Origin of the sequence: Prochlorococcus marinus str. MIT 9302, from assembly GCF_000759975.1 — a bacterium.
In the GTDB taxonomy this organism is placed as follows: domain Bacteria; phylum Cyanobacteriota; class Cyanobacteriia; order PCC-6307; family Cyanobiaceae; genus Prochlorococcus_A; species Prochlorococcus_A marinus_M.
Genome location: NZ_JNAM01000014.1, coordinates 85081 through 98044 on the forward strand (window position 1 = coordinate 85081; position 12964 = coordinate 98044).

Annotated in this window: 12 protein-coding genes, 3 tRNA genes and 2 rRNA genes; 10 read left to right on the forward strand and 7 right to left on the reverse strand. The window is 36.3% G+C overall.

The features are described 5' to 3' along the window. The first annotated feature begins 51 nt into the window (after window positions 1–51). The 4 genes from EU96_RS00115 (at window position 52) to EU96_RS00100 (ending at window position 2154) form a co-directional block, all read left to right on the forward strand. Window positions 52–414: a 2Fe-2S iron-sulfur cluster-binding protein gene (locus tag EU96_RS00115; protein WP_032527599.1), complete on the forward strand. Its 363-nt coding sequence runs from the start codon at window positions 52–54 to the stop codon at window positions 412–414. A gap of 103 nt (window positions 415–517) precedes the next feature. After that, window positions 518–670 (forward strand): photosystem II reaction center protein PsbM, encoded by a 153-nt coding sequence (psbM, locus tag EU96_RS00110; protein WP_032527600.1) that lies wholly within the window; start codon window positions 518–520, stop codon window positions 668–670. 10 nt (window positions 671–680) lie between these two features. After that, complete coding sequence (prmC, locus tag EU96_RS00105; RefSeq protein ID WP_032527601.1) at window positions 681–1550, forward strand: peptide chain release factor N(5)-glutamine methyltransferase; 870 nt, start codon at window positions 681–683, stop codon at window positions 1548–1550. 22 nt (window positions 1551–1572) lie between these two features. Then, on the forward strand, window positions 1573–2154 hold the full coding sequence (locus EU96_RS00100; RefSeq protein ID WP_032527602.1) for an L-threonylcarbamoyladenylate synthase: 582 nt from the start codon (window positions 1573–1575) through the stop codon (window positions 2152–2154). A 178-nt stretch (window positions 2155–2332) separates the two neighbouring features. Here the strand turns inward: EU96_RS00100 and EU96_RS00095 are convergent. The 6 genes from EU96_RS00095 to ctpZ all read right to left on the reverse strand — a co-directional run bounded on the left by EU96_RS00095 (window position 2333) and on the right by ctpZ (window position 6988). Next, window positions 2333–2404: transfer RNA gene (locus EU96_RS00095), tRNA-Thr, on the reverse strand. A gap of 65 nt (window positions 2405–2469) precedes the next feature. Beyond that, on the reverse strand, window positions 2470–2805 hold the full coding sequence (gene minE, locus EU96_RS00090; protein WP_032527603.1) for a cell division topological specificity factor MinE: 336 nt from the start codon (window positions 2803–2805) through the stop codon (window positions 2470–2472). 1 nt (window position 2806) lies between these two features. Continuing rightward, window positions 2807–3622: a septum site-determining protein MinD gene (gene minD / locus EU96_RS00085; protein ID WP_032527604.1), complete on the reverse strand. Its 816-nt coding sequence runs from the start codon at window positions 3620–3622 to the stop codon at window positions 2807–2809. Between the two features lie 111 nt (window positions 3623–3733). Next, window positions 3734–4393 (reverse strand): septum site-determining protein MinC, encoded by a 660-nt coding sequence (locus EU96_RS00080; protein ID WP_032527605.1) that lies wholly within the window; start codon window positions 4391–4393, stop codon window positions 3734–3736. Between the two features lie 10 nt (window positions 4394–4403). Further along, window positions 4404–5660 (reverse strand): HD domain-containing protein, encoded by a 1257-nt coding sequence (locus tag EU96_RS00075; protein WP_032527606.1) that lies wholly within the window; start codon window positions 5658–5660, stop codon window positions 4404–4406. Between the two features lie 38 nt (window positions 5661–5698). Then, complete coding sequence (gene ctpZ, locus EU96_RS00070) at window positions 5699–6988, reverse strand: carboxyl-terminal processing protease CtpZ (protein WP_032527607.1); 1290 nt, start codon at window positions 6986–6988, stop codon at window positions 5699–5701. Between the two features lie 71 nt (window positions 6989–7059). Here ctpZ and petB point away from each other — a divergent pair, with 71 nt between their 5' ends. Beyond that, on the forward strand, window positions 7060–7716 hold the full coding sequence (gene petB, locus EU96_RS00065) for a cytochrome b6 (protein WP_011375892.1): 657 nt from the start codon (window positions 7060–7062) through the stop codon (window positions 7714–7716). A 33-nt stretch (window positions 7717–7749) separates the two neighbouring features. Next, window positions 7750–8232, forward strand: coding sequence for a cytochrome b6-f complex subunit IV (gene petD / locus EU96_RS00060; protein ID WP_002808353.1), 483 nt, complete (start codon window positions 7750–7752; stop codon window positions 8230–8232). 2 nt (window positions 8233–8234) lie between these two features. On the opposite strand, the gene EU96_RS00055 is transcribed toward petD, so the two are convergent. Beyond that, window positions 8235–9674: a glycoside hydrolase 100 family protein gene (locus EU96_RS00055; RefSeq protein WP_032527608.1), complete on the reverse strand. Its 1440-nt coding sequence runs from the start codon at window positions 9672–9674 to the stop codon at window positions 8235–8237. Window positions 9675–10285: 611 nt separating this feature from the next. Between EU96_RS00055 and EU96_RS00045 the strand changes: the two genes are divergently transcribed. From EU96_RS00045 to EU96_RS00030, 4 genes are all read left to right on the forward strand, one after another. Next, window positions 10286–11770 (forward strand): 16S ribosomal RNA (locus tag EU96_RS00045). A gap of 127 nt (window positions 11771–11897) precedes the next feature. After that, a tRNA-Ile gene (locus tag EU96_RS00040) sits at window positions 11898–11971 on the forward strand. Window positions 11972–11983: 12 nt separating this feature from the next. Beyond that, window positions 11984–12056: transfer RNA gene (locus tag EU96_RS00035), tRNA-Ala, on the forward strand. Between the two features lie 258 nt (window positions 12057–12314). Then, window positions 12315–12964: ribosomal RNA gene (locus EU96_RS00030) — 23S ribosomal RNA — on the forward strand; the annotation flags it as partial.

The following is a 12964-nucleotide window of genomic DNA, read 5'->3' on the forward strand; positions in this document are numbered from 1 at the left end:
TGGTCACAATTCTCAAAGTAAAGCGCCAAAATAAGAAAAATAACTAAAAAAATGGCAACTATTAGATTCATCCGTGAGGATTTAGAAATTCAATGCAATTCTGGTGAAAATTTAAGGGAACTAGTAATGAAAGAGAACTTACAACTCTATGGATTAAAAGGTATTTTAGGAAACTGTGGAGGAGCAGGACAATGTAGTACATGTTTCATTTCTGTTGAAGGAGGAAGCAAAAATTCCTTGAGCCCACTAACTTCTGTTGAGGAAGAGAAACTTAAAAATAGACCAGAAAATTGGAGACTTGCATGCCAAACATTAATAAAATCCTCTGCAGTAATTTTAACAAAACCACAATCTCCTCCTTCAAACTTAGAAGAACTTAAAAAAAATAGTGAAATTAAAAAATTACCTCGCTAAATTGTTTAAGACTGTTAATCAGTTGATAATATTTATTGATTTTTCCACTTTAGTTCAAGTTAAATGTCTATAGTCTTAATACTTATTAGAACTGTAAATTTAAATGGAAACAACTAATTTTGGATTCGTAGCTAGTCTTTTATTCGTTGGGGTACCAACAATATTCCTTATAGGTTTATTTATTTCTACTCAAGATGGCGAAAAATCAAGCTTCTTCTCAGAATCCGGTAAAGGTAAGCTTGGCCCAAAACGTTAAACTTTCATAAATGCCTAGCATTTCTGTAAAAGAATTTTTATTTTGGAAAAAAACACAACTTTCTAAAGGGGGAGATCATCAATCTCTTGCTCTTTTACTTGATTCTATAGGCGGTATATCAAATAGTGATCTCAACCTATCTAGGATTAAGTCTAGTGATAATTTGTATTTAAAAAAAAACTTAGGTTATCTAGAATCCCTTTGGGATGATCATTTACTAAATTCTTCGCCTATACAATACCTTTGTGGGATAACTTTTTGGAGGGATTTAAAGTTAGAAGTTACAGATAAAATACTTATTCCTAGGCCAGAGACAGAACTTATAGTTGATATTGTATTTAAGATATTTGCAAAGAAATCACAAAAATTATTTTTTGCTGAATTAGGAACTGGATCAGGCGCTATCAGTATTGCTTTGGCATTAGCTTATCCATTGTGGGATGGTATAGCAACTGATATTGATCAAGACATTTTAGAAATAGCTAATAAAAATTATATGAATTGTTCTGATAAATCTAATTTGAAATTTTCTTGTGGACATTGGTGGAATCCTCTTGAAAGTTTTAAAGGAAAATTCGATCTAGCTATTTCAAACCCGCCATATATTCCTAAAGAGACTTATGAAAAATTACCCGAAGAAGTTAAAAATTTCGAACCAAAAATTGCTTTATTAGGAGGTGAAGATGGTTTAAAACACATAAGAGAAATAATTCAAAAAGCACCATTTTTTTTGAGAGAGAAGGGATGGCTAATTTTAGAGAATCATTTTGATCAAGGTGAAAAAGTAAAACAACTACTTATTAAAAATAAATTTAAATCAGTAGAAATTGTAAATGATCTTTCAGGTGTTGGTAGGTTTACCATTGGGAGATATAAATAGATTATTATTGGTAATAATCTAAATGAATTTAATAAACTGCGAATCAGCTTTGAAGACGCTTAAAAGTGGTTTACCTATAATTTTCCCCACAGATACATTACCTGCAATTGGATGCTTGCCAAAATTTTCACAAATTATTTATGAGTTTAAAAAAAGAGATAGAAATAAACCTTTAATTCTTATGGGATCAGAGCAAAAAACATTACTAGATTATGTTCACAAATCAGCTAAAGAAGATTACGAAAATATAGCTTCAAAATATTGGCCTGGAGCTCTGACAATGGTAGTACCTTCTTCAGAAAGGCAGACTGCAATCCTCACAAGCAACGATCTTACTCTTGGTTTAAGAATTCCAAATTTAGATATGGCTCAAGCTCTTTTGGAAATAACTGGCCCATTGTTAACTTCAAGTGCAAATATTTCAGGCCTCCCGGGATCAATTACAGCTGAAGGGGTTGCTTTAGACTTTCCTTCTATAGAAATTCTAGGCCCTATTCCATGGGCAAAAAGTAGTGGCAAAGCGAGTACTATAATATCTTGGAAGAAAAGTGGTGATTGGAGTTTGATTAGAGAAGGAGAAGTATTAGTTAGGGAATTGTATTAATGTTTCTATTATTATTTTTTGTTTTATTAATTCAACTTTTTACTTCTTGGATATTTGAACCCCTGGGTTCTTTTTTAGAGTATGTTCTTGAAATAAGATTATTTCCAATCATTGCTCTAATAGGTTTTATTTTATTATTTTCGGCAAAAACTATTGAACAGAATTAAATAAACCAAAATGCCGGCTAACAGATTTGAACTGATGACCTTCGCTTTACAAAAGCGCTGCTCTACCGCTGAGCTAAGCCGGCAATCTCTCCATCTTACAATTAGGGAGGGTCAATTATCAGATTTTTTTTAGCTTTTTTTAAATTTATTACTTTTTGATATCTTTATCAGTTTTTTCAGTTTTTTCAGTTTTTTTAAATTTTATTTCTCCTGAAATAGTTCTTTTGATTGGTAAATTAGCCACTAATGCCGTCATTCTATCCTCAGTCTCTAAACTTACTGCTACCTCTTCAAAATCAATCTCAACATATCTAGCAACAACATCGAGGATTTCTTTCCTCATTTTATCCAAAAGATCAGTTGTTAATGAACTCATATCAACTCTGTCATGAGCTAGTACAAGTTGTAATCTTTCTCTAGCTGTATTTGCACTAGACGTTTCTCTGCCTAGTAATTTATTTATAAGATCTCTTAGAGTCATCATTTTAAAAAACCTTTGTTTGCATTAATCTCATGAATTTATCTTTAAGGCTTTTACCTTCTTTTTTGGGGTCAATAATTGGTACATCTTTATCTGTAAGTCTTTGAGAAACATTCAAATAGCATTTTTTTGCTGGAGATCTGCCATCTGTGAGTGTTAATGGTTCGCCTCGATTTGTACTAATTATTACTTGTTCATCTTCTAAAACAATACCTAATAAAGGTAAAGAAAGTATACCTTGAACATCTTCGATAGATAGCATTTCTTGACTAGCCATCATGTTAGGACGTACTCGATTGATTACAAGCTGAATAGGCTCAATATCAGAAGTATTAAGAATTCCTATTACTCTATCGGCATCTCGTACTGCAGATAATTCTGGGTTGGTAACAACAATAGCTTCTTTACAAGCTGCAAGAGCGTTTTTAAAACCATCCTCTACTCCAGCTGGACAATCTACTAAAACAAAATCAAATTTTTCACTAAGCAGCTCACTAATTTTTTTCATATCTTCCGGCTTCATCCAATCCAACATCCTGGGATCTCCAGCAGGTAAAAGGGCAAGATTGGGCTCCTTTTTATGCCTTACTAATGCTTGGTCTAGACGACAATTTTTGTCTAAAACATCTTGAGCAGTATAAATAATACGATTTTCTAATCCTAGAAGAAGATCTAAATTTCTTAAGCCAAAATCAGCATCTAATACAGCAGTGGTCGCTCCGCTGTTGGCAAGTGCTATGCCTAGGTTTGCAGTTAAAGTTGTTTTACCAACTCCGCCTTTGCCTGAACAAATTAATATTGTGCGTGTATTTTCCGCCACGAAATTAAGGATTTTTTAAATAATAAGACCACTTTCAGAAAGTTAAATATTTTAAATATTAAGTAATTCTTAAGTTTATAAAGTTTGAATTAATTTATTTCAAATCATTGATTAATTTTTAGTTTCTATTATGTAAGGCTTGATATTTATGGTTTGTTTATCTACTACTGCAATTTCAGGATAATAGTTTTTGGGCTTATCCTTTGGTCCAATAGCTACTACATCAGCAATTCTTAACTGTAAAGGGTTTAAATAAAGTGATGCAATAGAAGCATTTTTATTTCCACCCTTTCCTGCGAAGGCAATCCCTAGTAGTTTGCCCCAAACATAAATATTCTTTTTGGCTGAAACTAAGGCTCCTGGATTGACATCTCCAATAATACATAGGTTTCCATTCGAAGATATTCTATCTCCTGACCTTACTGTCCCCTCTAGAAGGAGATCGTCTTTCTTTTTTGAATCTTGAAGAAGTAACTTAGCCTTGACCTCGTGCTCTTTCAAAAAAAATGAATCTATTTTTAAAGACTTTCCGGCTAATATTGTATCTCTATCATTTGAGTAAAGGCGCAAAGAATAAACATTGATTTTGTTAAAATTATTTTTTAATTTTGATAACTGATGGGAAGTTATTGTTTCATTTATTGCGAAAAATTTTACTTCAAGATGGCCTTTGATTAAAGAAAATTTTTTGAAATTTTCATGGATATTCTCCAGATTATCAAAAGATGTAATTTCTAGATTGTTACTTGTATTATTTATGATTATTTTCATTGAATAAAAATTAGGAATTATTTTTTATTAATAAAATTTGATTTCTAATTTCATTTTTGATCACATTTGGGTAAATAATAAGGGAACTTTCATTGGATTTCATTAAAGTTTTTATTAATGAAGAACTATTTTCTAATGAGCTTTGATAAGTACCATCCCATATCTTTAATGCATTGTTAGATTCAAAACCTTTAAATGATCTTTCCTTGATTCCACAAAATGTTTCTGAATCATAATTATTTGTTTCACATAATTTTCTAGCAAATGCAAGTATTTTTAGTCTATCTATTTTACTTAAAAAACTTATGTCTGATGCTTTTAATAAATCTCTATCAATAAACATTTTGCATAGGGTAGAAAGTGGCTCGAAAGATTCATCTTTCCATCTAATTAAATGGTAGTAAAAGGTTATATCGTCATTTTTTATGAAATCATCAAAATCAATATTTTTAGGTGAAAATATCCATTTATATAATGATCTATCTATCCAGATTTTCTTGTTAAAATTATATTTTATTGTGGATATTATTTTTTCAAGAATCCATGTTGAGATTTCGTTAATTCTGTGATTATAGATGGTTCTGTACATTAAGTTTCTTAGTACTAAGAAATGCTCAATAGCAATAACTCCTTTAGGTTTGATTGCAATATTCCCATCAGGTGAAAAAGTAAGACCTGAAATAATTCTTTCTAAATCTACCAAGCCATATTTTGTCCCTGTATTGTAACTATCTCGTAAAAGATAATCCATACGATCGCAATCTATTTCACTGCTAATCAATGTTTTTAAAGGTTTTGAAAATAGTTGGTTTGATTCAAATAAGTCTGCTATTGCTCTAGGTAATTCGTTGTCATATTTTTTGAGTATAGAGTTGATTGGAGAATAATTTTTAACTAATTTTTGAGACCATTGTTCGTGATTGTGATCGAATATTGCTTCACTGGAATGGCTCAAAGGTCCATGACCTAAATCATGTAATAGTGCCGCTCCATATAGAACAAATTTATTTCCACAAAATGAAGATTTACTTTCAATTAACCTCTGGTATATTTTTCTCGCGATACAAAAAACGCCAATTGAGTGAGTAAATCTACTTGATTCTGCACCATGAAAAATCAATGATGCCGCACCTAATTGTTTTATTCTTCTTAATCTTTGAAAAGCAATCGTATCAATTAATTCCATAATCATTAATTCTTCCGGCTTCCCTGAATCAAATACTATTTCTTTGTGAATTGGGTCATGAAAAATTCTTTTAAGACTCATAATTGTTTAAAGTTTTCTGTCTATAAATCTTTTGATGCTTAAGGCATATTTTCTTCATTGCTTAATTCAATATTTTGAATTGAAACTTCTTCTTTTTCTAGAAGTGAAGCCAGAAATAATTCTGCATTTCTCACCCATTTATCGTCAGCACTGCCGTATTCACTTGCATCCGGAAGATCAAGTAACTTATCAGGAATCATACCTTGACCTTGGATGTTATTACCTTTTGGAGTTAAATAACTAGCAACTGTAATTGCTATTCCACTGTCATCCCCCAAACTTTTTAGGGATTGAATTAAACCTTTCCCATAGGTTTGTTCTCCCATGAGAGTTGATCTGCCATTATCTTGTAAAGAACCTGCAAGTATTTCACTAGCACTAGCAGTCCCTTTATTTACCAAAGTTACCATTGGACCATCAAAAGATGTTTCTTTTTGAGAAATTATTGCATCCTTGATTCCATTTCTATTTTTTGTCTCTACTACTGGTCTTTCACTTAATAATGAATCTGCAACTGCGATTCCTGAGCTTACTAGTCCGCCTGAATTATTCCTTAGATCCAAGATCAATCCCTCTACCTCTTTCTCTTTTAACTCTTGAAGAGCCTCTTCAAATTTTCTGGGTACGCTCTCGCTAAATTGAGTTATCCTTAAATATCCTATTGTATGAGAATCATCTCTTAATCTTTTTGTTCTCACTGGTCTGAGGTCTACTGATCTCCTTTCTAAATCGACCTCCCTAATTTCCCCGGATTCCGTAGATATTTCAACTAAAACTTTAGATCCTGATTCACCTCTTAACTTAGAGGCAGTATTTGCAAGGCCTAATTCTTCTGATGAAGTCCCATCTACTTTCTCTATCAAATCCCCGCTAACTATTCCAGCTTCTTCGGCTGGTGATCCGCCAAGAGTAGAGATAACTTTAACTTTATCACTATCATCATCTTCACCTAATTGAAGCCCAACTCCATTAATCTCACTACCAAAATTACTTGATTTAAGGAGTTCATAATCTTTTGGGCGTAAAATTCTTGTATAAGGATCGTCTAGAGGTCTCAACATATCTTCAATTGCAGAATAAGCCTCTTCACTTGTTTCAATTTGTTTCTGTAATGTTTTTTGTCTAATTCTTTTCCATTGGATTTCATCAAACTTTTCTGGGTCATAAAAACCCTCATTTACCAAGGTCCATGCGTCAAGTACTAATTGCTTGCTATCACTGAGAGCATCTACTCTTTCGATGAATAAAAAATTGGTAGAAAAAATACTGACCATTAGTACAGTGATCAATATTTTGAATGTTAAAAGTTTGTTAAAAGATGAATTCATTGGGTTAAGTGTTAACACCAAGTATAAGAATTTTAAGTAAGCTCTTTATATCAAAGCTAATTTTTTTTTGGATGGCTAATTCTTCATCTGTTTATGACTGGTTTCAAGAAAGGCTTGAAATTCAAGACATAACTGACGACGTAACTTCCAAGTACGTACCCCCTCACGTAAATATTTTTTATTGTTTGGGAGGCATAACTTTAGTATGCTTCCTAATTCAATTTGCAACAGGTTTTGCAATGACTTTTTACTATAAGCCAACGGTTACACAGGCCTATAACTCAGTAAGTTATTTGATGACCGATGTAAGTTTTGGATGGTTAATAAGATCCGTACATAGATGGAGTGCATCTATGATGGTGTTGATGTTAATCCTTCATGTTTTTAGGGTTTATCTAACAGGTGGTTTCAAAAGGCCAAGAGAATTGACTTGGGTTACAGGAGTCGTAATGGCAGTTATAACAGTTGCTTTTGGTGTGACAGGATATTCATTACCTTGGGATCAAGTAGGTTATTGGGCAGTCAAGATTGTTTCTGGTGTGCCTGCAGCAATCCCGGTAATTGGCGATTTTATGGTTGAACTACTTAGGGGTGGAGAAAGTGTTGGACAATCCACTCTTACAAGATTTTACAGTCTCCATACTTTCGTATTGCCATGGTCATTAGCAGTTTTCATGTTGATGCATTTTCTTATGATTCGTAAACAAGGTATTTCAGGTCCCTTATAAACACTTACAATCAAATTAAAATTAGAGTTCCAAATGTCTACGTTAAAAAAACCAGATCTATCTGATCCAAAATTAAGAGCAAAATTAGCTAAAGGCATGGGCCATAATTATTATGGAGAACCAGCTTGGCCAAACGACTTATTATATATTTTCCCTGTAGTTATTTTAGGAACTATTGCTTGCGTAGTTGGACTGGCTGTTCTAGATCCTGCAATGTTAGGAGATAAAGCTAATCCATTCGCAACACCCCTAGAGATACTTCCTGAATGGTACCTTTATCCAGTTTTTCAAATACTCAGGGTAGTTCCTAATAAACTTTTGGGTATTGCACTTCAAACATTAATTCCACTTGGATTAATGATTTTACCTTTCATTGAAAACGTTAATAAATTCTCTAATCCCTTTAGAAGACCAATAGCAATGTCCGTTTTCTTGTTCGGAACTTTTCTAACAATATACCTCGGTATTGGTGCATGCTTACCTATAGATAAATCACTTACTTTAGGCTTATTTTAAGCTTAAATTTTAAACATATCTAGATCTTCATTTTCTTGTCTTAGAAAGTGATGCATTAACAAAAAACCAACAATTGTCCAGGTTTGGTAGGTTCTTGATTGTTGCCCAACCCAAGTACCAGTAGGCCCATCAAAATATTCAGCCCATTCTTGCTTAGGTAATTGATTAAGTTGACACCAATAAGATTCCTCTATTAAAGATTTCATTTCTTCCATAAGAATGACATCATCAGAAGTATAATTTTTTTGATGTAAAAGTACAGCTGTACCAAAAAACCAAAGTAAACTTGGCCAATGACCACCATTGTGATAACTCCAAGGCCAATTCTTTGGATCAGATCCAGTTTTATTTTGCCATTCTTCTACATCCATATGAGGATGACAAATTCTCATAGGCATTTGAGCCATCAAATGCTGTCTATTGTGTAAAACTAATCTAAATAACGCTCTTTGTTCTGCAGGGGGCAGCACGCCAAACATACATGCTAAAGAATTTCCTAAACTGTAAAATCGAAAGTCAGGTCTTCCTGTTCTAATATTTCCTATTAAATAACCACCTCTATTCTCTAACCAATCTTGCAGCCATGAGGGAACTACTTGAGGTTGAACGTTAAATTCATTGAAGTGCTGATCGTCTCCATATTGCTCTGTTGGCCTTCTTCTTAAAATTTGCATTGTTTGGCTGGTAACCCAATAATGTTTTAAAAGAAAACTTCCTAAATCTTTAACCCATTGATTAGTAAGAATAAGTCTTTGATCCAAAAGTCTACTTACATGATCTGCTCGACTTAATTCCATTAAATTTATACAACTTTTTAAACATCCATGAAGTAAAACTTCAACTTCTAGAGGTGCTCCCCATACATCCATAGGTCTATCAATCATAAATGCACAATCTGGAACAAAAAGTACGGGAGTACCCTCAAAAGTTGGATGAAGAACTAGATCTAGTAATAGTTGAATCCCTCTTTGAACGCTTTGACTTTTCCCGAAGGCATAATCACTGCTTTTGTTGACATAGTACCAACATAAAATGGGCCACCATAAACTTGCATCAGCTGAAGTAATCCTCCCTATTGATCTCTGACCATAGTCTCCAATGAGCTTTCCGTTTTCTTCGACGAAACTAGTAGGAAATACACCACGTGTTTGGTAATTAGTGCTTTGTAACTCAAGGCATACACTTAGAAATCTTTTGACAATTTCGTACCGTTTTTGGGTAATGAGGTAAATCATTACAGGAACGTTGTCTCTTAAAAATATTTCTCCATAATTTAATTTTTTATTTTTTGTTGGGTGTTCTAGTGCCGCAACACTTCCTACTAGTTCGCCTGATATTTCAACTAAAGTTTTTTCGAAGTGTTTTTTTGCATTTGTTACAATTTTCTCTTCATCGGAACTTGGTCTTACCCTTAAATTTTTTTGACTAAATCTTTCTGCCATTTCATTAATATTCCTTTATTTAAGCCTAGTTGTTTGAAGAGACTTTGAACAAATAAAAAATTAATAAAAAAATTTTGTATAAAAGGTTGCATAATTACTGTCGGATGGTTTAGTATTTTCTTCTGGGCAAAAATATTTTTTTTTGCATTATTCAAGCAATTAGCTTAAATCTTATTTTTGGTAATTGAATGAGTTTTTTGGAGATTTGATTTCGATCAGTATTTTCAGCCAGAAGAAGGGTTCTCCCTTCGAAGTGAGTTATCCACTAGTTGCTTAACTCTGAACCTAGAAAATTTAAAAACTTAGGAACTGATGCTTTTATTGCGTCAAAACTTTATCAAATTTAGATTTGGTAATTTTGAGATGTATTTGCAATAAAGGTGTGAGGTCCCGTCAAGAATATATAAATTGTTTTCAATTACTAACTTTTAGTTTTTTGAAAGCCAACGGATCTGAGATCTTGGAAAGTCACTTTGAAATATTTTTAATGTGCACTCAAAGTAATCCTTAATTATTTAAGGAGGCTGAACCTAAATAACATAAGTCAATCTTATTTTTATTTGGAGAATGCAATTCATATTGAGTAGATTTATCTACAAAAGGATTTGAACACAACGGAGAGTTTGATCCTGGCTCAGGATGAACGCTGGCGGCGTGCTTAACACATGCAAGTCGAACGAACCTTCGGGTTAGTGGCGGACGGGTGAGTAACGCGTGAGAATCTGCCCTCAGGAGGGGGATAACGGTTGGAAACGACCGCTAATACCCCATATGCCTATTGGTGAAATGAATTTCGCCTGAGGATGAGCTCGCGTCTGATTAGCTAGTTGGTGAGGTAATGGCTCACCAAGGCTTCGATCAGTAGCTGGTCTGAGAGGATGATCAGCCACACTGGGACTGAGACACGGCCCAGACTCCTACGGGAGGCAGCAGTGGGGAATTTTCCGCAATGGGCGAAAGCCTGACGGAGCAACGCCGCGTGAGGGACGAAGGCCTCTGGGCTGTAAACCTCTTTTCTCAAGGAAGAAGATATGACGGTACTTGAGGAATAAGCCACGGCTAATTCCGTGCCAGCAGCCGCGGTAATACGGGAGTGGCAAGCGTTATCCGGAATTATTGGGCGTAAAGCGTCCGCAGGCGGCTTTTCAAGTCTGCTGTTAAAACGTGGAGCTTAACTCCATCATGGCAGTGGAAACTGAAAGGCTTGAGTATGGTAGGGGCAGAGGGAATTCCCGGTGTAGCGGTGAAATGCGTAGATATCGGGAAGAACACCAGTGGCGAAGGCGCTCTGCTGGGCCATTACTGACGCTCATGGACGAAAGCCAGGGGAGCGAAAGGGATTAGATACCCCTGTAGTCCTGGCCGTAAACGATGAACACTAGGTGTCGGGGGAATCGACCCCTTCGGTGTCGTAGCTAACGCGTTAAGTGTTCCGCCTGGGGAGTACGCACGCAAGTGTGAAACTCAAAGGAATTGACGGGGGCCCGCACAAGCGGTGGAGTATGTGGTTTAATTCGATGCAACGCGAAGAACCTTACCAGGGTTTGACATCCTGCGAACCTCTTAGAAATTTGAGGGTGCCTTCGGGAATGCAGTGACAGGTGGTGCATGGCTGTCGTCAGCTCGTGTCGTGAGATGTTGGGTTAAGTCCCGCAACGAGCGCAACCCACGTTTTTAGTTGCCAGCATTAAGTTGGGCACTCTAGAAAGACCGCCGGTGATAAACCGGAGGAAGGTGTGGATGACGTCAAGTCATCATGCCCCTTACACCCTGGGCTACACACGTACTACAATGCTACGGACAAAGGGCAGCAAACTCGCGAGAGCTAGCAAATCCCATAAACCGTGGCTCAGTTCAGATCGTAGGCTGCAACTCGCCTACGTGAAGTAGGAATCGCTAGTAATCGCAGGTCAGCATACTGCGGTGAATACGTTCCCGGGCCTTGTACACACCGCCCGTCACACCATGGAAGTTGGCCATGCCCGAAGTCGTTACTCCAACCCTTGTGGAGGAGGACGCCGAAGGTGGGGCTAATGACTGGGGTGAAGTCGTAACAAGGTAGCCGTACCGGAAGGTGCGGCTGGATCACCTCCTAACAGGGAGACAACAAAATGTTAAATATTAATTTTGTCACCTTAGGTCGATCGGTATCTCACATTCTTAAATTAATTTAAGGATTTTATTTCCTAAGTTTTTTCTAGGTCACACCCATTACTTTTTCCTGGGCCATTAGCTCAGGTGGTTAGAGCGCACCCCTGATAAGGGTGAGGTCCCTGGTTCAAGTCCAGGATGGCCCATATCTCTATGTTGGGGGTATAGCTCAGTTGGTAGAGCGCCTGCTTTGCAAGCAGGATGTCAGCGGTTCGAGTCCGCTTACCTCCACTGATCACCACCTCTTCCATAATTTTATAGAAGGGAATTGTTTTGAGTTGTGATCAAATTCTGAACGAATCTAGCTTCCTAATCAAACTTATTAAGATGCTGGACTCATTGAATTAATTTCATTGTTTTCAGAGAACCTTGACAACTGCATAGATTATTTTTAAAGACAATAAGCATCTTAATGATGCAGATTTATTATTTGTGCGAATGCATTAATAACAATTCTATTAAGCTGATGCTTCAATTTTTGAAGTTATTGGTCAAGCTACAAAGGGCTCACGGAGGATACCTAGGCACACAGAGGCGATGAAGGACGTGGTTACCTGCGATAAGTCTCGGGGAGTTGGAAGCACACTTTGATCCGGGAATTTCCGAATGGGGCAACCCCATGTACGGCCAACTGAATATATAGGTTGGTGCGAGCTAACCCAGCGAACTGAAACATCTTAGTAGCTGGAGGAAGAGAAAGTAAATAACGACTCCCTCAGTAGCGGCGAGCGAACGGGGAATAGCCCAAACCGATAGTCTTGACTGTCGGGGTTGTGGGACAGCAATATGGATCAACAAGTCTAGAAGAAACGTTTGAATGGCGTGCCACAGAGGGTGAAAGCCCCGTAATCGAAAGATAAGTTGACCTAGCTGTATCCCGAGTAGCACGGAGCACGTGGAATTCCGTGTGAATCTGCGAGGACCACCTCGTAAGGCTAAGTACTACTGTGTGACCGATAGTGAAACAGTACCGCGAGGGAAAGGTGAAAAGAACCCCGGGAGGGGAGTGAAATAGAACATGAAACCGTGAGCTTACAAGCAATGGGAGCCCGACTAATCGGGTGACCGTGTGCCTGTTGAAGAATGAGCCGGCGACTTATAGGCACTGGCGGGTTATACCGGAAATGGTGGAGCCACAG

Bases quoted from the DNA above. Each gene is read 5' to 3' on its own strand.
- EU96_RS00115 (WP_032527599.1), top strand. From the start codon at position 52: ATGGCAACTATTAGATTCATCCGTGAGGATTTAGAAATTCAATGCAAT.
- psbM (WP_032527600.1), top strand. From the start codon at position 518: ATGGAAACAACTAATTTTGGATTCGTAGCTAGTCTTTTATTCGTTGGG.
- prmC (WP_032527601.1), top strand. From the start codon at position 681: ATGCCTAGCATTTCTGTAAAAGAATTTTTATTTTGGAAAAAAACACAA.
- EU96_RS00100 (WP_032527602.1), top strand. From the start codon at position 1,573: ATGAATTTAATAAACTGCGAATCAGCTTTGAAGACGCTTAAAAGTGGT.
- minE (WP_032527603.1), bottom strand. From the start codon at position 2,805: ATGATGACTCTAAGAGATCTTATAAATAAATTACTAGGCAGAGAAACG.
- EU96_RS00080 (WP_032527605.1), bottom strand. From the start codon at position 4,393: ATGAAAATAATCATAAATAATACAAGTAACAATCTAGAAATTACATCT.
- EU96_RS00075 (WP_032527606.1), bottom strand. From the start codon at position 5,660: ATGAGTCTTAAAAGAATTTTTCATGACCCAATTCACAAAGAAATAGTA.
- ctpZ (WP_032527607.1), bottom strand. From the start codon at position 6,988: ATGAATTCATCTTTTAACAAACTTTTAACATTCAAAATATTGATCACT.
- petB (WP_011375892.1), top strand. From the start codon at position 7,060: ATGGCTAATTCTTCATCTGTTTATGACTGGTTTCAAGAAAGGCTTGAA.
- petD (WP_002808353.1), top strand. From the start codon at position 7,750: ATGTCTACGTTAAAAAAACCAGATCTATCTGATCCAAAATTAAGAGCA.
- EU96_RS00055 (WP_032527608.1), bottom strand. From the start codon at position 9,674: ATGGCAGAAAGATTTAGTCAAAAAAATTTAAGGGTAAGACCAAGTTCC.